Raw genomic sequence first — 21989 nt, 5'->3', positions numbered from 1 at the left:
TTTACACTTGACCTACCAACTTACTTAAGAACGTCTGCTGTCATTGTCGTGCGGTCAGCGACACTTTGGCGCCACTCTTCACGCTCAGCTTCTGGCAGAACGATCAAGCCGATATCGCGCAGATAGCCATCGCTGCCAATCATCATCTCGCTCATAAACATATCGACGTAGTCGTACATCGGCGATACTTCTTCAGCATGCTGGTTCTTCACGTAGAACCACAGTGAGCGTGCTACCGGGTACTCACCTGAACTGATAGCGTCGGCCTCAGGCACTACGCCATCAATGCTGGCGGCGCTGATAGTGTCAGCATTCTCTTCAAGGAAAGAGTAGCCGAAGATACCAAAGGCACCGGTGTCTTCTGAAAGGCGCTGAACGATCAGGTTGTCGTTTTCACCGGCATCGATGTAAACACCGTCAGAGCGAATTTCGGTGTAGGCTTCATCGCCGTAAACATCCATGCCCTCAGACGCAGATTCCATTACCAGCTCTTCAAATGCATCGCGGGTACCAGAAGTCGTGGGCGGTCCATAAATGGAGATTTCGCGGTCTGGCAGCGAAGCGTCGATCTCGCTCCAGTTGGTGTAGGGGTTTTCAACCAATTCGCCATCAACAGGCACCATGGCAGCTACCGCCATGAAAATCTGTTCACGGGTTAAAGCAACGTCATCATTTTCGCCTGATTGGCCCAATACGATGCCGTCAGAACCGATTTTAGCTTCGGTGATGTCGGTAACGCCGTTCTCTTCACAACGCTCAAACTCGGAAGCCTTCATGCGACGAGAAGCGTTGGTGATGTCTGGCGTACCTTCGCCAATACCATTACAGAACAGGCGCAAACCGCCGCCCGAACCTGTTGATTCAATAACAGGAGTAGGGTTACCAGTAGTGGCACCGAACTCTTCAGTAACATAGCTGGCAAACGGATAAACGGTACTGGAACCTACGATGCGGATCTGGTCACGTGCCTGGGCAACACCGGCAACGCTCATTACTGCAGCCGCGATAACGGTGGTTTTTAGAATACGGTTCATGCGAAATACTCCTGTCGATGTAGGGTTCTGGCCTTCGCAAGACGTACTTTGCACCGTTTCGATGACAACTTTATGACACTCTAAGGCATCGGCATGATTTTTCAGTTAAGAGTGCTGCATTGCACAAGTGCTACATTAATAAGCCCAATGCGGCTAACGTACATAGCCCTAGCGAGACTCCCTGCAGCAACCGTCTATCCAACCGGTGGGCAATCACATCTGCCAGCGCATTCCCGATTAGCACGGCAGGTAGAAACGTCAACGCCAATTTAAAATGCCAAGCGGACACTTGGTCCGCGAGCGCTAGCGTCATAAGCGTTAGAAGAGATGTCAGAATAAAGAAAGCGGCCAAATTGCCGCGCAGGCGATCGGGTGGGAAGCCATGCATTAGCAGGACGATTGGAGGGCCACCGATGGCGGCCACCGTGCCAAAAACGCCTGACAGCACACCTGCCAGGAACAGCGTCACACGGTTGACGGGGGGATGAAAACGAAACAGCGTTACTATCACAGCAAACAACACGATAGCGGCGATCAGTTTTTCGAGCACCACCAACGGAGCAGTTAACAATAACCAAATGCCCAGCGCATTCCCTGGCAAACGGCCAATCAAGGCAATGCCTATCGCGTCCAGGCGTATTTCTTGCCAGTAGTGGCGCACCATCAGCAATGAAACAGTGAACCCAAACAACACGAGTACTACCGGCACCAAACGTGGTTCTAGCATCAACAGTAGTGGCGCCCCTACCACTGCCAAACCGAAACCTGTCGCACGCTGTACGAAAGCACCTAGCATTAATACGGCTGAACAGGCTAGCCACACGCCAAGTGGCATATCTATCCATGGCAACGAGTTATTCATTTAAATCAATCATCCGCACAAAGCATCAGTACGAATCTCCGTAGGCGGGCTTTCTTGTCAGCTTTCGGACGCCGATATTACCCAGCAACGCAGCCCCCAGCATAGTAAGCACCATCGGCCATAGGTGCTCTACTTGGAACAAGCCCACCAGCACCCCAGCAATTGCTCCACAACTAAACTGGATGCCACCTAGTAGTGCAGTCGCCGTGGCACTGATATGCCCAAAATGGTCCAATAACGCAGAAATCGCATTAGGTGTGATCAAACCAATCATGCCGGTAAACAGCATGACTAGAGGCACCACCACATACAGCGACGCAAAATTAAGCGCTGTCGCGATAACCAACCCCAGTGCTGCAATTAACTGAATCGTTAACCCTAGTCGTAAGTTCTGTTGTGGCGAACGCTTACGCAGCAAATGAATATTGACGCGATTAGACAGCGCAATCACCACAACATTGACGCCAAATACCATTGGGTAAACGCTAGGCGATAGTGAGAAGTAGTCTAAGTATAAAAATGGAGAGGCGGTTACAAAAGCAAACAGCCCAGCGAATGAAGCTGCGACAGCGCAAATGTAGCCCATCCCCTCTTTATGACGCAGCACACTGATATAGTTACGTACGACTTGACGTGGCGAAGCCGCTGGCAAGTTAGTATCTCGTGTTTCGGGTAAACGAGTACCTAGCAGCCAAAGCAAAAACCCTGCATAAGCGGCTAAAAACACAAATATCAGCCACCATCCCGCAATGTGCAGCAAGAGGCTACCCACGGCAGGTGCCACCAACGGCGCCAGCATCATGATCATGGCCATCGTCGACATGACTTTGGCGGCTTCACGACCGCTAAAACAGTCGCGCACAATCGCCGCAGAGTTAACCACGCAAGCGCCGCCACCTAATGCTTGAATGAATCGCCATACCAGTAAAGAGGGCAAGCTATCAACGGTGGTGATCATTAGGCTTGCGAGCATAAACACCACTAAGCCACTGAGCAAAACAGGCTTACGCCCCACCCTGTCCGACAGTGGCCCAAAGCACAGCTGGCCGATTGCGAAGCCAAATAAAAACATACTGATTGAGAGTTCAGTATGATGAATACTCGCATTGATGTTTTCTGCCAGTACCCCAATGGCTGGTAAGTAAGCATCAATCGCAAACGGCGCAAGCGCTGTGTTGGCCGCCACCAACAGCGCCACCCGACGAGGATTAAGTTCCATAAACATCCTTGAAGTTGGCATTATTCAGCAGAGAATGCCGCTGAATAGATAGGCCGCTAATAATAATCGATTTCAATTCATTTGTCGGTCTCTGTTCGCCACGCAATGCCCTTGCTAAAGTACCCCAACGACAACTATCTCAACGACGACAAGGAACGATGCATGGCCACTAGCCTACTAACTCAATTAAAAGAGATGACCACGGTTGTCGCTGACACCGGCGACCTTGACGCTATCCGCCGCTTTAAGCCACAAGATGCCACGACCAACCCCTCGCTCATTTTGCAAGCGGCCCAGCAGGAAGAGCGCCGTGCACGACTCGCCAGCATTGCTAAAGAAAGCACCAACCTGGAAGACGCAGTAGATCGAGTAGCCGTTGATATCGGCAGCGAAATCAGCGAGCTGGTACCCGGCTACGTGTCGACTGAAGTCAGTGCCCGACTATCGTTTGATCGTGATGCCACTATTGCCAAAGCACACTCGCTGATTGAGCGATACGCCCAGCAAGGCGTGGGTCCAGAGCGTATTTTGATCAAGATGGCATCGACATGGGAAGGCATCCAAGCCGCTCGCCAACTTGAACGTGACGGCATTCGCACTAACTTAACCCTACTATTTGGCTTTGCCCAGGCACAGGCCTGTGCAGATGCTGGTGCAACGCTTATTTCACCGTTCGTAGGCCGTATTCTCGATTGGCATAAAGCCAAAGCCCCTGACACAGATTTTAGCGGTGCCAACGACCCAGGCGTGCAGTCTGTTAAGCGCATTTATGACTACTACAAAGGCCATGGCTACTCCACCATCGTCATGGGCGCAAGTTTCAGAAACGTGGGTGAAATTCAGGCGCTCGCTGGCTGTGATCGCTTGACGATATCCCCTGCACTACTCAACGAACTAGACGAACTTCAAGGAGAGTTGCCGCAACAACTCATTCCCAAAGCAGCTAGCAGCGCACCGAGTGAAGCGTTAGCGCAGGCAGATTTCCGCTGGGCAATGAACGAAGATGAAATGGCGACGGACAAACTGGCAGAAGGTATTCGCAAGTTTATGGCTGACCAGCGCAAACTCGAAGAATTGCTTAGTAAGCTTCGCAGCAGCTAATTCGATTGCTGACTCCGCTGCATCGCTAACACAGCTATAGGCGGCAGCAAAAGTCAAAAGGCCCTCCAGGATGTTTATCTCAGGAGGGCCTTCTTATTTAGTATGCTCTTGAAACCTACATACAGATGAAGTGCGCTGCTAGTGGGCCGTCGAATTTTGCGCTTCGAGCATTTCCACAAGCGGTTGAAACTGTTCGCGGTTGTGCTCGTTCATATGCATCAGAATTCGATGGGCCTCTAAAATACGTTCACGCAGCCCCTCTTCGTCAGCGGGTTCAGCAGGCAAGTCTTCTAGGGCCGATGTTAGTTTCGACGCTTGCTGCAATGGGGCTTCCATCAGCGTAAAAAAACGTGCAAAACCCATTACATCGAGCATTTTCCGCACATCTGGATTATCAGCAATGATGGTGGGTGGGTGCTCTAAGCGCCCTTTTACCGCCATAGCAACTTTGGCCAGAAAACCCAGCGCCGTCGAATCAACATTCGTCGCTTCGCGCAGGTCGATCATTACCGCCGTTAGCCCAGGCGTTTCAGCTAGGCGCTGAGCCTGAGAATCAAGCGTAGCGCACAACGTCAAGCGCACGTCGCCGCATAATTTTAAAACAAAAACACCGGAGTCGAACGCCGCTTTAATGCGGCCTTCTTCAATCAGCATGACCAAATCCGCTCACCATCATGATTGTCAGGTCATCGGGTAAAGCATCGCGGTCCTGGTTCGCCTCACTGTCCGCATCACCTTCTATAAGAAGAGAGTTGGTGTTGGCTAGCCGGTCGCGCAACTGCTCAAGCGTGACACTTTCACTTACTAATTGCTCAAGTTCCTTGAGCCGCGTGTCGAGTGTCTTACCCGGCAAGCATTCCAATACACCGTCTGAACACAGCCATAAATGAAAATCGGCCGGTAAAGCACAGCTGAGCGAAGGATACTCTACATCTGGAAAAAGACCTACTGGCATTCCCTCCCCTGCCAGACGTACTAGCTTACCACCAGACACTAGCAATGGCATAGGAAGCTGTGCACCGAGCGAATAGTGAAGCGTCCGCTCCTGATGGTCAATGACACCAACAAACAAGGTCGCGTGTTTGCCAATATCCGTATCCTGCAACTCTCTGTTTAATGCCGCCAACCAGTTAGGCGCCAACTGTTCTGGCGATTGGCCATCCCACTCATTAAGCCATCGATTGCATAGATACTTGAGCAGTACGGTAACAAACGCAGAGGACGCCCCATGCCCAGACACATCGGCAAAATAGAACGCGCTATAGCGATCGTTATAGCGCTGATAGTCAAGGAAGTCTCCCGACAAATACAGCGAAGGTGCAAACCAGTAATCGTAGTACACACCATTGATGATTTTGGGATGAATAGGCAATAAACGGCGCTGAATATGACCACCGCTCTGTTGATCCATACGCAGCAAGGCTAAATGCGTTTCCAGGCTTTCGTTTAATTCGGCCAGACGCTCTCGGTCTCGGTCTCGCTCCTGAGCCAATGTATGAAGCTCAATGGCTTTGCGAATCATCCGGCGCAACAGTTCTGCGTGGCGTAGTGGATGAACAATATAGTCAACTAAACCAACATCGACTGCCTTAATCAGGTCCGCGTCCTGACGAGAATCACTGACGACCAAGGTAGGCAAACGATGTGTCAGCTGCGACCACTGCTGGCGCGGCACTGCCCTTGCATGAGCAACGATAAGCGCTGTGTCGGCAGGCAAATTATCAATATTATCTGCTGCAAATACCCACAAGCCATCGCACGTAATCGCTTCTGCTAGCGCGTCACGCTCTTGCCCTGGCTCATCGATCACCGCGATCAACTGCTTGGAATGATCCATATTAAGCCTCAATCGGCGAAATCGTCGTCACCAAAATCGGTATCGTCGAATTCAAAATCGTCCATAGCAAACGGGTCATCCCCAAGCTCACCATCATTAATCTCAAACTGACGGCGTTGTAAGAAGGCATCACGAACAAAGCGGTAACGGTCGCCACTAATCAAGTCTTCTTGATCAAGTAGCCCTGCGCGAATATGAATAATATCCAGTGCCGCTAAACCATCCCTTAGCGCATGGTCATCCAGATAAGTAAGCGGATGAGCTGCAATATCAAAAGGTAGCCCAGTGGTATCCCTAAGTGTTCTAGGACCGAGCAGCGGTAGCACTAAATAGCGCGAGTCATCCCACCCCCACACCGCCAGCGTTTGTCCGAAATCTTCCTTATCAGCATTGATTTCCATCAACGTAGCGTAATCCAACAGCCCGCCGATACCCACCGTCGAGTTGATTAAAAAGCGCGAAGTAGCAAGCCCTGCATTAGCGGGCTTACCTTGGAGTAAACTATTTAACGCGGTACGCACGTCGCTAAGGTTAGCGAAAAAGTTACCTACCCCAGTTTGCACGGGATCGGGGGTAACCGTCTGGTACCCTTTAGCGATTGGCTTTAACGTGTAACGGTCTAGCACGTCATTAAAAGCAAACACGCGACGGTTAAACCCTTCCCAAGGATCTTCAGGGTGGACTTGCTCGCCAACATTCCCCCCTGAACTAGCACACCCACTCATGCTTAATACGGCTAGCAGCAAGACAGGCAATCCCTTGTAGCACCAACTAAACGCGCTTTTTGGCTTTGCTAACAACCCAAGCATGGTAGCTCCTTTCTCAACATGTGTGGCGTGCGGCTCGGCGCATTTCACGCCTGAAAACAATTAACCAAAAGCACTGTTATTGACGACGTATAACAACACTACCGGCGCTGTAACCTGCGCCAAACGAACAAATCACACCAATATCACCACTTTCTAACTGTTCACGATGCAGGTGAAAGGCAATAATCGATCCCGCTGAGCTGGTATTAGCATAGCGATCAAGAATAATGGGCGCTTGCGTTTTACTAGGCTCCACACCTAGCACTTTTCGCGCAATCAGGTCATTCATATGCTGATTAGCCTGATGCAGCCACATGCGCTTCAAGTCGCTTCCAGAAAGCTCTAGAGAGGCTAAATGGCTCGAAATCAGTTGAGCAACCATGGGGCACACTTCTCGGAACACCCGCCGCCCTTCTTGTACAAATAACTTATCCAGCGCCAGTGGGTCACTGTCGGTGACGCGATTTAGGAAGCCTGCATTATTACGAATCGCATTAGAGAACTTCGTCACTAGACGCGTACCTAATATTTCGTACTGCTCATCAGACACAGCGCAATCACTGCTTTCAAGCACCATTGCGGTACAAGCATCGCCAAAAATAAAGTGGCTATCGCGATCTGTAAAGTTGAGATGTGCCGAACAGATCTCTGGGTTTACAATCAGAGCCCGCTTTACGCTACCAGATGCAATCGCATTGGCCGCTGTTTCAAGCGCAAATGTGGCTGAACTGCAGGCTACATTCATATCGAAACCGTAACCGCCGGTGCCTAACGCCCGCTGAACTTCGACAGCCACAGCTGGATAGGCACGTTCTAGGTTCGAACACGCCACGATGACAAGCTCGATGTCAGCGGCATCAACGTTAGCGGCTGCCAATGCTTGTTGTGCCGCCTGGGTAGCCATATCGCACTGAATAGACGGTTCATCATTGCTGCGCTGTGGCAGTTTAGGCCGCATTCGCGCTGGATCAAGAATTCCTGAGGCATCCAACACATAACGACTTTTAATGCCAGATGCCTTTTCAATAAACTCGCTACTGGAGTGTGACAACGGCTCTCGTTCACCACGTGAGATCGCATCAGCATGCCGAGCATTTTGGCTGTCTACCCACGCGTTAAATGCTTTCACCAACGACGCGTTATCAATGGCGTGTTCCGGCGTGTAAAGTCCTGTACCGGTAATCACCACATGTGTCATGCCTTTCTCCTTTTAGCGGCTTACTGAGAGTCGCTGGCTGTCAATCGATGTTGTCATCTGGGTGCATTGGCTTAACGACGTAAGCCTATTATCGTATTACGACAAGCGTTAAACGCTAACAAGCTCTTCCCAACGCTTTTCTAGGCGCTTCACAGAAACGGGCATTTTAGTACCCAGCTGCTGGGCAAACAGAGACACCCGGAGCTCCTGAATCCACCAACCAAATGCCACTAACTCTGGGTCTTCCGCGTCGCCTCTGCGCTCACTTTTACGGCGCGCGTCAAAACGCGTTTCCAATGCTTGGACATCGTGCATTAGCATTTGGTCGCGCCCTCGCTCGCGCGCGGCTTTTTCCAGCCGGATTAACGCAGCCTCTGTATAACGAGGATACTCCGTTAACCACTCTCCTGCATCGCGAATGAAACCGGGGTAAACCAATCGCTTCATCTGCGCGCTGACATCACTGTAAACAAGCGCCAACGCAAAATTGAGCTTCCCTTTTAAAATTTTGGTCACTGCCAAGTGCCCTTTCAGCGCCGCCTCAACATGCGTTAACAGTGTTTGTGCATGCGCTAACAAGCTTTCTTCAGACGTTTGCAAGCGCTGCTTAAGGGCTTGCTCCGAACGTGGCAGAGGATGCGCAGCCACTACTTGAGTAAACACCGCCAGTAAAAGATCATCAACCAGCTCATTTTTGCTCCCAACCTTCGCAAACAGCAACGCGCATTTTTCCACCCCCGGCAAACGCTTAATCGCTTTCACCTGATCCGGCTGTTGTGAGATCGCCAAACGCGCCACACCCATTTGATGCGCTGCCGCTGCCTTGGCGGGATGATCGAAAAGTGCCACTTTGAAGCGTGCATCTTCTGCTACCAGTGCCGGGTAGGCCTCAACACGAATACCCGCCTGAGTCGTCACCCGAGACTCGGGAAGCGGCTCACTAGGTAGACCTTCAAGCGCCGGAGCCTGATTAGCCTGCTCCGCTAACGCCTGAGCTCCCCTGCTGGCGGCTTCTTCAAAGCGCCTTTCCAGGGCACGTACGTCACGCCCCTGGCCCAGCGTTTTACCAGCGTGATCAACAACGCGCACGTTCATGATTAAATGTGGTGCTAGCAGGTCAAGCCGCCAGTCATCTGGGTGTACCCGAGTACCCGTTCGCCGCCGAATAAACTCGCCAAGCGCCTCGGTCAGTGGGCGGTTATCAGGCACGAGCATTTCCAGCGCGGCATCGACCCAGTCAGGAATGGGGACCACTTGACGACGAATGCTTTTCGGCAGTGATTTAAGTAGCGCAATACACTTTTCGCGCAGCAACCCCGGCACTAACCACTCAAGCGCGTGCACGGGCAACTGAGGCAACATAGCGGCAGGCACGGTTAGCGTAACGCCATCGTCTTCTGCATCAGGATCAAAGTGATAGCTAACCGGGTAGGCAACCCCTGCCAACGTTAGGTGGTCAGGGTACTGCGCCTGAGTCACGTCGTTGGCATCCCGTGTTTTAAGTGCCTCAATATCGAATTTTAATAAGTCAGGAGACTCACGCTCTACCTGCTTGCGCCAGTGCTCAAATCCTTTGCCATTAACGATATCGTGAGGGAGCCGTTCATCATAAAAAGCAAACAACGTCTCTTCATCGACCAGAATATCGCGCCGACGTGCACGATCTTCGAGTGCCTCGACTTCTTCAATCAACGCTCGGTTATGGGCAAAAAACTCACCCTTAGTCTGAAATTCGCCTTCCACTAGCGCACGACGAATAAACAGCTCACGGGACTCTTGGGGAGCAATAGGGCCATAATGCACGCGGCGACGGGCAACGATAGGCAGACCAAACAGGGTTACTTGCTCGAACGCAACTACCTGGGCACGTTTCATTTCCCAGTGCGGCTCGCTATAGCTGCTTTTTATCAAGTGCTGCGCTTGAGGCTCAATCCACTGAGGGTCAATTTTCGCCACTGTACGGGCGAACAATTTCGTGGTTTCAATCAACTCAAACGCCATTACCCACTTCGGCGTTTTTTTCGCCAGCCCTGAGCCGGGGTGAATCATAAACTTACGATTACGCGCGCCCAGGTATTCACGGTTTTCCAGCAGTGTTCCCAGGTTAGAAAGCAGCCCAGATAACAGCGCTTGGTGCAGTTTTCCTGACGTTTTACGACGCGCTTGCTTGGCTTGCTCTTCGCTTTCGTCTTCATCTCTGGGCAACGGTGCGGGCACGTCGATGTCCATATCGCGCAGCAGCTGACGCAATTGACGGAACGTGTCATGCCATTCGCGCATGCGCAGATAGTTAATATAGTGCTCGCGACACCAGCGACGTAGTTGGTTGCCTGAGAGAGCCTCGCGGGCATTTTCGATGCCATGCCATAAGTTTAACAACGCAACGAAATCAGAATCGGGATCATGCCAGCGCTGGTGCGCTTGATCCGCCGCTTGGCGTTTGTCAGCAGGCCGATCTCTAGGGTCTTGTATCGCCAGAGCCGATACCACAATCAACACATCCCGAAGGCTGCCTCGTTCGGCACCTGCCAGCACCATGCGCGCTAGGCGTGGGTCGATGGGTAGCTTAGCGAGCTTGCGGCCCAGCGGGGTCAGGCGCTGCTGGTCGTCTACCGCCCCCAGCTCAAACAGCAAACGAAAGCCATCTTTTACGAATCGGCTATCGGGCGGGTCGACAAAGGGAAAGGCTTCTATACTGCCAAGTTTCAGCGCCAGCATGGAAAGGATGACTGACGCTAAATTGGTGCGCTGGATTTCTGGGTCGGTAAACGCTGGCCGCGACAGGAAGTCTTCTTCATCATAAAGACGAATACACACCCCTTCCGCTACACGGCCACAGCGGCCTTTACGCTGATTGGCGCTGGCCTGGCTAATCGGCTCAATCGGTAGCCGCTGTATTTTCGCCCGATAGCTGTAGCGGCTGATACGCACTAAGCCAGGGTCAATAACGTAGCGAATACCCGGTACCGTGAGCGAGGTTTCAGCAACGTTAGTCGCCAGCACAATTCTCCGCCCTTTGTGGGAAGCGAAGACACGATTTTGCTCTTCGTTGGAAAGCCGAGCATAGAGCGGCAATATTTCGGTGCCGGTTAAGTCAGCCCGTCGCAGCGTATCGGCTGTCTCACGAATCTCCCGCTCCCCGGGTAAAAACACCAGCACATCGCGTGGACCATGCAGCCAGCCCTTCTCACGCTCGATGGTTTCGATTTCGCGCACGGCGTGCAAAATGCCTTCTTGCAGTGTCCGGTCATCCTCATCCTCTTCGCTACGCGCCAGCGGGCGGTAATGCACATCGACGGGAAAAGTGCGGCCAGAGACTTCAACCACCGGCGCAGGCGCGTTGGCACTGCCGAAATGGGCAGCAAAACGATCTACATCAATGGTGGCTGAAGTAATAATAACTTTTAGATCAGGACGTTTCGGCAGCAGGCTCTTTAAATAACCCAGCAAAAAGTCGATGTTAAGGCTGCGCTCGTGCGCCTCATCAATAATCAGCGTGTCGTAACGCAGCAGCAAAGGATCGTGCTGGGTTTCTGCCAGCAGGATACCGTCCGTCATCAGCTTTACGAGCGTATTTGGGGAGCTTTGATCATTGAAGCGTACTTGGTAGCCCACCTGCTCACCCAGCGGCACGCTCATCTCTTCCGCTAATCGCCCAGCAACGCTACGCGCTGCCAGTCGGCGTGGCTGGGTATGCCCAATCACCCCTTTACGCCCACGGCCAAGCTCTAAACAAATTTTAGGCAGCTGAGTGGTTTTACCCGACCCTGTCTCCCCCGCCACGACCACTACCTGATGGTCGCGGATAGCGTTTAGGATATCCTCTCGTCGTTCTACTACAGGCAACTCGGCAGGATAATCCAACGCTACCTTCAGTGCTTCACGGTTAGCAAGCAGGCGCTTAGCTTTTTCCAAGTCGCGCTGAACTTGCTGGACACCGTGGTCAATCGGTTTTCTGTCTCGTTGACGCCGCTTAAGGCCTGCCACACGACGCGCTAGCTGCTGTGCATCACGCAGCATAACGTGCCTTATCTCCTCATCTAATACGGTGAGTGGATAAGCGTTCTGGGCGTCAGCATGGGAAGTTTGCGTGTCGGTGGTCACGTTAGGCTCGGTTTCCATCTCAGAATAAAATCGGCCCACTGCATGAGTGGGCCGACTATTGTAACGCCTTCGATAACAGGACGCCTAACAGCCACCTAATAGCGAACTCATTAAGCGCTTAAGCGTTGCCTGTTTCCTGGTCGCGGAGCTGTCGACGCAATACCTTGCCAACGTTGGTTTTGGGAAGCTCATCACGGAACTCTACGTACTTCGGAACTTTGTAGCCGGTTAGCTCTTTTTTGCACCACTTGCGCAGCGTCTCAGCGTCTAACTCACTGTTTTTGGAAACAACGAATAGCTTGATGGCTTCTCCAGCACCTTCATCGGGCACCCCCACTGCTGCAGACTCCAACACATCTGGATGCGCCGCCACGACATCTTCTATTTCATTTGGGTAGACATTAAAGCCAGATACTAAAATCATATCTTTTTTACGATCAACGATCTTGATGTAGCCATCATCTTGCAACACGGCAATATCGCCCGTGTGGAACCAGCCGTTTTCATCAATAGAATTGCGGGTTTCATCTTCGCGCTGCCAGTAACCTTTCATCACCTGAGGCCCTTGCACGCAAAGTTCACCAGGCTCACCCATGGGAACATCATTGCCGTCTGCATCTATCACTTTCACAGCGGTACCAGCCACTGGCTTACCAATGGTGCCCAGCTGTATAGCGTTTGTAGGGTTAAAGCTAACAATCGGCGATGTTTCCGTTAGCCCGTAGCCCTCTGCAATCGGGCACCCCGTTGTCTCTTCCCAACGCTGAGCCGCCGCTTTAGTCAGTGCCATACCGCCGGAAATGGTCAGCTTTAGCTTTGAAAAATCGAGCTGCTTAAAGTCATCTCGGTTACACAGTGCATTAAACAGCGTGTTCAGACCAATAAACCCGGTAAACGGCAAGCCTTTAAGCTCTTTGACAAAGCTAGCTAAGTCACGAGGATTAGTAATCAATAGCGAGTGGTTGCCTGTTTCCATCAGGAATAAACAGTTAACGGTAAACGTATAGATGTGATAAACCGGCAATGGCGCAATTACCAGCTCTTCGCCATCGGTCAAGTGTTCACCGATAGCAGCACGCGCCTGAAGCATATTGGCAACTAGGTTCTGGTGGGTCAGCATCGCGCCTTTAGGCATACCGGTGGTGCCACCGGTGTATTGCAGTGCAGCCACATCATCCATGGTGCGTTGCACCTCAGTATGATGTAACGATGCGCCTTTTTTCAGTGCATCGCGGAAGCCAACAGCATTGGGTAGCGAGTAGGCAGGCACCATCTTTTTAACGTGCTTAACAACGGCGTTAATTAGCCAACGCTTCGGCACATCGTGCATATCGGCAAGCTGGGTAACCAAGACGTGTTGGATATCCGTTTTATCCAGCACTTTCTCAAGCTTATCCGCCATATTGGCCAAAATCACAATGGCTTTGGCATTTGAGTCTTTGAACTGGTGCGCCATCTCCCGCTCGGTGTAAAGCGGGTTGGTATTAACGACCACGAGCCCCGCTCTTAGTGCACCAAACACCGCCACGGGAAACTGCAGCACGTTAGGCAACTGAATGGCGATTCGATCCCCAGGAACCAAGTCGGTTTCATGCTGCAACCAAGCTGCAAAATTGGCAGACAGACGATCAAGATCGGCAAACGTTAGGGTTTTTCCCATGCAGCTAAATGCCGGCTTGTTGGCAAAACGTTTAACCGCTGAATGAAAGACATCCGTGACTGAGTTGTACTGATCCAAGCCTTCAAGCACTGGGCCACGTAGTACGTGGGCATTGGCGTGTTCGCTCATGGGCAATCTCCGCTATCCGTGTCGATATTTGACCGACCTTGTTATTGTGCGTGACTAAGTAGCAAGCCTAAAAGAGCCAACCATATACGACAGGCAGCACGCTGTAAAACGATCGATTGAAACTGACGTTTCAACTTTAGCTTAAAGCACGGCCCTGTTGCTGTCGCTCACGCTGTGTCGCCACCCTATTTGCTATGACCGTAACGCGCTTTGATCTCTCCCTCGCGCCATACCAATAATTCACCAGGAACCATTCGCTGCCACGCTTCATTTTGGGTAAGTGGCTCTGTAGCAATCACAGAGACAATATCGTTAGGCGTCGTATGCTCGACAAAGTTAACCGTTAACTCTGCATCGGACAGCTCCCCCTCGCCAAAGGGCGCGCGGCGAGTAATATGAGCCAATTTAGTCGAGCAGTAGCTGTATAAGTAAACGCCATCAGATAACAGTAGGTTAAAAACGCCTAGTCCGCGCAACTCTTCACATAGCCCGTGCAAACGCTCCCACAATGATTCAGGAGACGCAGGCGGCGTGGGAAAGCAACGACGCAGTTCGCCCATTAGCCAGCAGAAAGCGTGTTCACTGTCTGTGTTACCTACCGGGGTGTACGTACCTAACGGCAACTGCTGCCAATCACTCAACTGACCATTATGGGCGTAGCACCAGGGTCGCCCCCACATTTCACGGGTAAATGGGTGCGTATTTGCCAGCCGTACGCCACCCACATTCGCTTGGCGAATGTGGCTAATCACTACATTGGACTTGATAGGATATTCACAGATTAAGCGGGCTATCGGGGAATTAACCGAGGGGTGAGGATCACGAAACTCGCGGTACCCCCCCTCCTCGTAAAATGCGATGCCCCACCCATCGCGGTGAGGCCCAGTGCCCCCACCGCGGTGTAAAAAGCCGGAAAAGCTGAAACAAATATCGGTAGGAACATTGGCGCTCATGCCTAGTAATTCACACATCGGCTAGCTCCATCATCGCGCCTTGTACTCGCATTAGGTAATCACTGGCTCCCGGCGCCGGGTTGGCTGAGGATCTTCTTCCTGGGACTGATGCTGAGACACATCATCATAAGGTTCTGGCCTACGCCACCACCACAGGGCAATGCCAACACATGCGCCTAAGGCAATGCCTAAAATCAACCACAGCAAACCACCACGTAGTGCACTGGCGCTATGCTCAAGAAAAGCAACCGCAGACACCATGGCAGCCGGTGCCCAACCAGTATAAAACTCACCCTCTTCTACTAACGGTAACTGATACCCTGCAGGTATCCACATCGCTCCCGCCACACACCAGGTAATTACCAAACGCGGTAGGCGAGGCAAGAATGCTAGCGCAAAGTAGACAGCAACCAGCACAACCAGTGAAAGAACGTAATAACTTGACCACAGCAGTGACATTGAGTCTTCAAACAGCATAATACCCCTCATGTGGGTGGAGACACCCGACGTTGATTTCCCGTTATGGTACCTATCAATTTATGAAAGCACAGCCTGATAAGCACGAAGGCTCGCCTGTCACACATTATTATCGCGCTAATTCTCCAGAATGGCACTGGTTAGAAGAGCGTGATGCGCCTGACGTATCGCTTTTTTTAGAAGCCGCGAACCATCAGCATGATGAATGGTTTGCTCCTTTACGGCCGCTTGCTGAAACACTTTATCAAAGCCACTTAGCGCGTCGTGAATTGGCAATAACCAGCCTTAAGACAGCGCTTGACCACTTTACGTTCTGGAGCAATACCGCCGCCGAGGATGATTACCCTTGCTGGTGGCGCCACCCTAACAACCAGCCCGATGCTCACGAGTGCTTTCTTGACGTACGCGAACGTGCCGCCGATCAGCCTTTTTATGACATGGGTGACATGGCACTTTCCCCGAATGAGCAGTGGCTTGCCTGGACGGAAGATACCCAAGGCGACGAGCGCTTTACTCTATGGTTAAAGGCGCTACCCGACGGTAAACCTCAGCAACTACTTAGCGATATTGGCCCTAGCGTATGCTGGGCAGAGGATGAGACAACCAACGGCGCAACGCTGCTATTTACACGCTTTGATGACACTCAGCGCCCGGACTCCATCTGGCGTGTGTGGATACCGTTTTCAACGCCAGAGCGCCTTGCTGAACCAACCTTAGTAATGCGTGAGAACGATCCGGAGTTCTGGATTGGGATTGGCAAAACGCGCTCGAAAGCATGGCTTTTGATTGAAAGCGGTTCGAAAGATACAACAGAAATTCATGCCGTGCTGGCAGATCAGCCCCATGCTCCCCCGATGTGCCTACATGCCCGCCAGGCAGGGGTTGAAGTGAGCATTGATCATCGCCCTGGTACGTTTTATCGCTTACAAAATCTCGCAGGCCCGCATTTTCAGCTCGACTTCACACGCGCTGATCAACAAAGCAACCCTGCTCCCGAGTGGAAGTCGCTGATAGCTCACCGTGAAGACACTACCCTAGAAGGGATCGATGCGTTTGAATGGGGGCTAATCATCGCCGAGCGAAGCCATCGCGATGCCCAGGTTATGTTACGCCGCTTAGTGCTAGATAAAGATCACAACCTCACACTAGATAAGCATATCGAACTACCTGAAACGCCCTGCTCGCAGCTACTAGAAGATTCGCCGCACTTCGATGCAAATACCGTACACCTACGCGAAGAGTCGTTCACTCGCCCTCCCAGTTGGTATGCGCTAAACCTGGATAGCGGTGAACGTACGTTGCTAAAGCAAGTCCCCGTTTACGGTCAACTGCGGCCTGATCAACTAGTCAGCCAGCGCATATGGGCAACTAGCGCTGACGGCGAACGCGTGCCAGTATCCATTGTCATGCGCGCTGACTTAGCCGGCCAACCACTGCCCACGCTGCTGTATGGTTACGGCGCCTATGGTGAAGCGCTTGACCCCTGGTTCTCAATTGCTCGGCTCGAACTACTGGAGCGTGGCGCAGCATTTGCAGTCGCCCACGTACGCGGCGGCGGTGAGCGAGGCGAACCATGGTATCTAAATGGCAAAATGGCTCATAAAGAGAATAGCTTTAACGACTTCTTAGCTGCCCGAGAGGCGCTAGTAAACCAGGGGCTTAGCCAGCCAGAACGGATCGTGGCTTGCGGGGCAAGCGCAGGCGGTTTGCTAGTCGGCACCTGCGTCAATCGTAAACCTGAGGCATTTTGCGCAGCAGTATTGGAGGTGCCGTTTCTGGATGTGCTCCGCACCATGCAGAACCCAGAGTTACCGCTTACCACCGCCGAATATAGTGAGTGGGGCAATCCTGAAGCCCCAGAAGTCGCCGAGCGTATCGCTGGCTACTCACCTATCGACAACATACGCGCCCAGCACTACCCATCACTATGGATAGAGGGCAACTGGTTTGATACTCGCGTTAGTTACTGGGAGCCTGCCAAGTTTTATGCCCGCGTTACCGAGGCACAGCAAGGCAATGCCCCTGTACTGCTTCACACCGACATGACCAGCGGCCACGGCGGCGCCTCCGGCAGGTTCAAAGCTTGGCGAGATGCGGCTCGCCAAGACGCATTTATCCTGTGGGCGCTCGGGCTAGCCCCTATGGACGCGGCAAAGCAAGCGCAATAGTTGCTTATCAAGAAACAGCCGACAGCTCGAAAATAACATTCAGGCAGCGCCCAGGCGCTGCTTTTTTGTGAACAAACACTTTATGGAAAACATTTCCACAAAGTGTTTTTTACGTCATACTACCTATAAGTTTTATAGACAAACGTCTAGTTCACAAAGTCAGGAGCACACCATGCGCTATCAGGAACAGTTTCCAACAATTTGGGATACCCCGCCAAAGACAACAGAGCCAACCGATCAAGCGGCGACGCGAGAAACCACAGCGAAGCCACAGCCCTCACCGTTTAAAGAAGCGTTTTTAACCATTTGGGATAGCACAAAAAGCAAAACCGCCAGCTAACGTTATTACCGTTAGCCAGCGGTTAGTGAGCATGCCAGGGAGGGCGACTGTTAGGTTTAGGACATCGGCAATACAGCGATAATATGCTCTTCCAAAAGGCGCTCGGGCACGTCATCTTGAGAAACCGCAAAACTTCTTACGCTTACGCCCTTCCGGTGAACGCGCTCAGCATCGTTACTCAGCAGCGGATGCCATCCTGCTAGCTTGCGTCCTTCAGCAACACGCCGATAGCCACATGTGTGCGGCAGCCAGGTAAACTCTTTGACGAGCTCAGGCGTCAGTTGGGTACAGTCGGGTACGCTATCGAAACGATTTTCATAGTCACTGCACTGGCAACTGTGAATGTCCAGCAACCGACAGGCAACGTTAAGCACCGCCAATTCTTGCGTTTCATCGTCGTGGAGCTTCAACAAGCAACACTGGCCGCAGCCATCGCATAGCGCCTCCCACTCTTGGGGCGTTAATTCTTCTAGCGAGTATCTTTCCCAGAAGCGCTCACGCATGGCCGCCACCATCATTGACTCCCTTTACTTTCAACATGTCTGAATAACTCCCACTCTCCGCAGTACCACCACTGCTGGTTAGCGTGGCACGACACTCTTGCCATAACACGGCGAAGTCGGCCGCTAGGCATGGATAGTCTTCGTAAAGCCAAGGCACTAACTCGGCTAAGCGGTTCGGCCCCGATAGCCGCTGACCAATGCCTGCTACTGCACGGCAGGTAAAGTCAAAATCAGCGTAACGGTGCAGCCAGTCATGCTTAATCATCAACGGCATCATGGTAGACAACCGTTGCGGCGCAGGCCAAGCCTGTAACAGCTGATAGCAGCGCTCGATTAACTGGTGCTGCTGCTCTCCCGCCTGCTGACGAGCAAGAAAATGATCCCACACGATATCTAACGCGATACCGGCGTAACGCCGCTGAGCGTGTGGCGCGCGACGCTTTGCTTCTAAAACGTTTGGGTGCCGATCAATCCAGGCATCCACGCGGCGATGATGACGTATGCCGCGAGCAACATCTGGCGACCAAGCCGTTAAGTCTTGCCCCTTCACGCCGTCAGCAATCAGATTTCCGTACAGAAACTCATCACTGCCAGGATGGGCAAGCCAAGCATGGGCAAGAAAGTTCATGGCAAAACGCTCATGGCAGAACGTTCATGGCAAGAAGCTCATAACGCTCATTCGCGGTTAGCCGCCTGAGCGCGATGAACATCCAGCAAATAGGCTTCTTTCGCAGGCGGCATTTGCAGGTAAAAGCCTTGCTCTTGGATTGCATCCATCACATCAGCAGCGTTCACTCGAGCCAGCTTTTTATCGGCAGTCAGTATCATTGTCAGCACCGGCACTGGCTTACCGAAGGTATCCATCAATGCGTCGGGCACGGATGACAACCCTTTCTGTTTGTCTATGTAGAGATACATCTCGTCTTTGCGTGAGCTTTTTAAAATCTCACAAAGCAATTTCTCGCTCATTACGATAACTCCTCAAGCGCTTGATGAATTTCTTGAGTTAAATAGGCATCACGCCAGCCGCCAGGAGTGGTTAATGGCTGATTAGCAAGCTGCTGCATCACAAGCGCCTCAATATCTCGCCGCCGCAGCAACATCTCGGGCGCTATTTGCAGCTCAGCAGCCTTCTCAGTCACTACTTTTTTAAGTGCTTTAAAGCGCCGCTTAAACACAGGATGCATCGGGTCTGGCCAGCGCGCCAGCAAATCACTTTCGGGGCAATGCTGAGCCTGTTTCACCAGCGACAGCAGCGTATCGCCTTCTTTTTTAACCAGGGGCGGCTTAACCCCTTCAATTTCTGCTAGCTCATAACGATTTTTAGGTATTTTTTCAGCCACCGCGAACAGCAGCTTATCGCTAACCAACCAATTGCGCGGCAAATCCCGACGGCGGGTTTCGCCTTCCCGCCAAATGGTCATTAAGCGGTAGGCTTCAAGCTGTCGAGGATCAAGGCGCCACAACTGCCGCTGGCGCGTATACCATTGGCCATCGCTCTCTACGCTGCGACCTGCCTGCTCGATAAGACTGGCACACTCATCGTCAAGCCACTCGCGCCGCCCCAGTTGTTCAAGCTTCTCCGCTTGAAGCCTCCAGACCTTCAGCAAATAGATAACATCTAACGCCGCATATTCGCACTGGGAGGGCGTTAAGGGGCGCTCTAACCAGTTGGAACGCGTTTCCTCTTTAGGCAGCGTTTCCCCCATCCAGTGCTCTACCAATTTTTGATAGCCCATGCCGGGAGTTTCCCCCAAAAAAGCCTGAGCGACTTGCGTATCTATAAGCGGTGCTGGCAATACGCCGGCCCAGTGTTGGAAAACCTCGAGGTCTTCGCTGCAGGCATGCAGTAATTTGATGGCACTATTTTGCAACAAATCACGAAAAGCAGCGGTGCAAGGCGTGCTCAACGGGTCCACTAAATACGCCATGTCACCGGTGGTGAACTGAACAAGCGCTGGCACCGGAAAAAACGTGTTTTCACGGAAAAATTCAGTATCTAGGGCAATCACACTGGCACCGGCGACTTGCTCGCATACAGCATCTAAGGCGTCGGCACTATCAATCCATTGATACAACGAGGGGGCTAAAGAGGACAAAGCAAACTTCCGGGTTGGCACAATCGCAAAAGCGCTTGCGTTTTTTATAAGGTCAATCGCTGGCGAAAGGCTGGCGACCATTAAAGGCGCGGCTTAGCGTACCACCGTCTACATACTCAAGCTCCCCTCCCATGGGCACACCATAGGCGAGTCGCGAAAAAGAGACACCGTAGTGAGCAAGCTGGGCGGCAATGAAGTGCGCTGTCGCTTCGCCTTCTACAGTGGGATTGGTGGCAAGCACGATTTCGCGAATATTGCCTTCTGCGACGCGGCTTTCCAATAGATCCAATCCAATGGCATCTGGGCCAATGCCGTCCAGCGGAGAAAGGTGACCATGCAATACAAAATAACGCCCTTGAAAGCCACCCGCCTCTTCAATAGCAAGCTGATCAGCAGGCGACTCAACCACACACAGCAGCGCATCATCACGCCGGGGACTTTCGCACAGCGCGCAGATATCCGCTTCGGTCAACGTACGGCAGCGCTGACAATAACCGACCTCTTCAATGGCCTGCTGAATCACCGCTGCCAACCGCTGCCCTCCTGGGCGCTCGCGTTCTAACAGGTGCATGGCCATGCGTTGGGCCGTTTTTGGCCCAACGCCCGGCAACACGCGAAAAGCGTCCATCAGTTGCTCAACAAGCGGGGAGAAGCGCATGTTTAGAACGGCATCTTAAAGCCGGGCGGCAAGTTCAAGCCTGCCGTCGCTTCTTCCATTTTCGCTTTGGAGTTTGCTTCCACTTTTCGAACAGCATCATTCACGGCAGCGGCGAGCAAATCTTCCAGCAGCTCTTTGTCTTCTTCAAGAACGCTGGGATCAATAGTGACATTGGTAACATCGTGGCGGCCGTTCATGGTGATTTTCACCATACCGGCGCCCGCTTCGCCATGGACTTCCGCTTTAGCAGCTTCTTCTTGAATCTGCTGCATCTTTTCCTGCATCTCTTGGGCTTGCTTCATTATGTTGCCCATTCCACCTTTAAACATGCGGTTATCTCCTGAAGGAATATAAAATAAGCATCGCGAGTCAATCGTCAGCGGCTAAGAACGCTTGTCAGACGCGGGTTTAACGGTTGACTCAATGAGAGTAGCCCCAAATGCCTGCTGTAGCTTCTGTATATTGGGGTCGCGGTGTAATAGATCAACAGCCAACGCGTGGCGCTCTTTCTGCTGACGCTCTTCCTGCTGGCGGGGCGTTTCAAGATCAGGTGCTAAGTCAGCCACCGTAAACTCGATGCGCCGAGGCAGCCCATAACTACTTAGCGCGCGCTCAATACGGCCATTGTGAACATCGGCCTGCATAGCGGATTGCCCAGGATCAAGCCGCAGCACCACCGTGTGGCCATCATCGCTTTCAAGCTGACAGTGCGCTGCCAAATTACGGGTAAGCCCGCCTAACCCAAGGGCACTGAAGCATGCCAGCCAGCCAGCATGGTCTAGACGTTCGTCAGCAGCGACCTGGCTGTTGGCAGCACTGGCTGGCACCTCACTGGAAG

21 protein-coding genes are annotated in these 21989 nt (G+C 52.3%); 3 read left to right on the top strand and 18 right to left on the bottom strand.

Annotation, left to right across the window (positions count from 1 at the left end; all coding sequences use genetic code 11):
• Window positions 1–20: 20 nt before the first annotated feature.
• The 3 genes from INT19_RS00440 to INT19_RS00430 form a co-directional block, all read right to left on the bottom strand.
• Window positions 21–1034, bottom strand: coding sequence for a substrate-binding domain-containing protein (locus INT19_RS00440; RefSeq protein ID WP_089037901.1), 1014 nt, complete (start codon window positions 1032–1034; stop codon window positions 21–23).
• A 130-nt stretch (window positions 1035–1164) separates the two neighbouring features.
• On the bottom strand, window positions 1165–1896 hold the full coding sequence (locus tag INT19_RS00435; RefSeq protein WP_193059285.1) for a TSUP family transporter: 732 nt from the start codon (window positions 1894–1896) through the stop codon (window positions 1165–1167).
• Between the two features lie 25 nt (window positions 1897–1921).
• Window positions 1922–3115: a Bcr/CflA family multidrug efflux MFS transporter gene (locus INT19_RS00430; protein WP_193059284.1), complete on the bottom strand. Its 1194-nt coding sequence runs from the start codon at window positions 3113–3115 to the stop codon at window positions 1922–1924.
• A gap of 162 nt (window positions 3116–3277) precedes the next feature.
• On the opposite strand from INT19_RS00430, the gene tal reads away from it, so the two are divergent.
• Complete coding sequence (gene tal, locus INT19_RS00425; RefSeq protein ID WP_193059283.1) at window positions 3278–4216, top strand: transaldolase; 939 nt, start codon at window positions 3278–3280, stop codon at window positions 4214–4216.
• Window positions 4217–4354: 138 nt separating this feature from the next.
• Here tal and INT19_RS00420 read toward each other — a convergent pair whose 3' ends face one another.
• From INT19_RS00420 to INT19_RS00385, 8 genes are all read right to left on the bottom strand, one after another.
• Window positions 4355–4870, bottom strand: a complete 516-nt coding sequence (locus INT19_RS00420; protein ID WP_089037897.1) for an STAS domain-containing protein — start codon at window positions 4868–4870, stop codon at window positions 4355–4357.
• Complete coding sequence (locus INT19_RS00415) at window positions 4860–6053, bottom strand: PP2C family protein-serine/threonine phosphatase (RefSeq protein WP_089037896.1); 1194 nt, start codon at window positions 6051–6053, stop codon at window positions 4860–4862. Before INT19_RS00415 ends, INT19_RS00420 begins: the two co-directional genes overlap by 11 nt.
• An 8-nt stretch (window positions 6054–6061) precedes the next feature.
• On the bottom strand, window positions 6062–6862 hold the full coding sequence (locus tag INT19_RS00410) for an MlaA family lipoprotein (protein ID WP_193059282.1): 801 nt from the start codon (window positions 6860–6862) through the stop codon (window positions 6062–6064).
• A 76-nt stretch (window positions 6863–6938) separates the two neighbouring features.
• Complete coding sequence (locus INT19_RS00405; RefSeq protein ID WP_089037894.1) at window positions 6939–8060, bottom strand: beta-ketoacyl-ACP synthase III; 1122 nt, start codon at window positions 8058–8060, stop codon at window positions 6939–6941.
• A 108-nt stretch (window positions 8061–8168) separates the two neighbouring features.
• Window positions 8169–12182 carry an ATP-dependent RNA helicase HrpA gene (gene hrpA, locus INT19_RS00400; RefSeq protein WP_193059281.1) on the bottom strand — a complete coding sequence of 1338 codons (4014 nt, stop codon included), beginning with the start codon at window positions 12180–12182 and terminating at the stop codon, window positions 8169–8171.
• Window positions 12183–12282: 100 nt separating this feature from the next.
• The gene (locus INT19_RS00395; protein ID WP_193059280.1) at window positions 12283–13953 is read right to left on the bottom strand and encodes an AMP-binding protein; all 1671 of its coding nucleotides are present in this window, start codon (window positions 13951–13953) and stop codon (window positions 12283–12285) included.
• A gap of 185 nt (window positions 13954–14138) precedes the next feature.
• The gene (locus INT19_RS00390) at window positions 14139–14924 is read right to left on the bottom strand and encodes a class II glutamine amidotransferase (protein ID WP_193059279.1); all 786 of its coding nucleotides are present in this window, start codon (window positions 14922–14924) and stop codon (window positions 14139–14141) included.
• 33 nt (window positions 14925–14957) lie between these two features.
• Window positions 14958–15383, bottom strand: a complete 426-nt coding sequence (locus INT19_RS00385) for a hypothetical protein (protein WP_193059278.1) — start codon at window positions 15381–15383, stop codon at window positions 14958–14960.
• Between the two features lie 62 nt (window positions 15384–15445).
• Here INT19_RS00385 and INT19_RS00380 point away from each other — a divergent pair, with 62 nt between their 5' ends.
• Both INT19_RS00380 and INT19_RS00375 read left to right on the top strand, forming a co-directional pair.
• Window positions 15446–17551, top strand: coding sequence for a S9 family peptidase (locus INT19_RS00380; RefSeq protein ID WP_193059277.1), 2106 nt, complete (start codon window positions 15446–15448; stop codon window positions 17549–17551).
• A 172-nt stretch (window positions 17552–17723) separates the two neighbouring features.
• Window positions 17724–17891 (top strand): hypothetical protein, encoded by a 168-nt coding sequence (locus INT19_RS00375; RefSeq protein WP_193059276.1) that lies wholly within the window; start codon window positions 17724–17726, stop codon window positions 17889–17891.
• A gap of 56 nt (window positions 17892–17947) precedes the next feature.
• Here INT19_RS00375 and INT19_RS00370 read toward each other — a convergent pair whose 3' ends face one another.
• The 7 genes from INT19_RS00370 to INT19_RS00340 form a co-directional block, all read right to left on the bottom strand.
• The gene (locus INT19_RS00370; protein ID WP_038482916.1) at window positions 17948–18406 is read right to left on the bottom strand and encodes a YcgN family cysteine cluster protein; all 459 of its coding nucleotides are present in this window, start codon (window positions 18404–18406) and stop codon (window positions 17948–17950) included.
• Window positions 18387–19022 (bottom strand): acyl carrier protein phosphodiesterase, encoded by a 636-nt coding sequence (locus INT19_RS00365; protein WP_226912760.1) that lies wholly within the window; start codon window positions 19020–19022, stop codon window positions 18387–18389. The genes INT19_RS00370 and INT19_RS00365 overlap by 20 nt, the downstream gene beginning before the upstream one ends.
• 47 nt (window positions 19023–19069) lie before the next feature.
• Entirely contained in the window at window positions 19070–19363 is a 294-nt protein-coding gene (locus tag INT19_RS00360) for a YcgL domain-containing protein (RefSeq protein WP_038482913.1), read from the bottom strand.
• Window positions 19363–20493 (bottom strand): ribonuclease D, encoded by a 1131-nt coding sequence (gene rnd / locus INT19_RS00355; RefSeq protein WP_193059275.1) that lies wholly within the window; start codon window positions 20491–20493, stop codon window positions 19363–19365. The genes INT19_RS00360 and rnd overlap by 1 nt, the downstream gene beginning before the upstream one ends.
• 52 nt (window positions 20494–20545) lie before the next feature.
• On the bottom strand, window positions 20546–21151 hold the full coding sequence (gene recR, locus INT19_RS00350; protein ID WP_125746835.1) for a recombination mediator RecR: 606 nt from the start codon (window positions 21149–21151) through the stop codon (window positions 20546–20548).
• A 2-nt stretch (window positions 21152–21153) separates the two neighbouring features.
• Window positions 21154–21480 (bottom strand): YbaB/EbfC family nucleoid-associated protein, encoded by a 327-nt coding sequence (locus tag INT19_RS00345; protein WP_038482905.1) that lies wholly within the window; start codon window positions 21478–21480, stop codon window positions 21154–21156.
• A 54-nt stretch (window positions 21481–21534) separates the two neighbouring features.
• A partial coding sequence (locus tag INT19_RS00340; protein WP_319022168.1) for a DNA polymerase III subunit gamma/tau C-terminal domain-containing protein occupies window positions 21535–21989 on the bottom strand: 455 nt, incomplete at its 5' end.

The organism is Halomonas sp. 3A7M (assembly GCF_014897875.1).
Classification (GTDB): domain Bacteria; phylum Pseudomonadota; class Gammaproteobacteria; order Pseudomonadales; family Halomonadaceae; genus Vreelandella.
The sequence above is the reverse complement of the archived record's forward strand: the minus strand, read 5'-3'. Positions and strand labels throughout refer to the sequence as shown.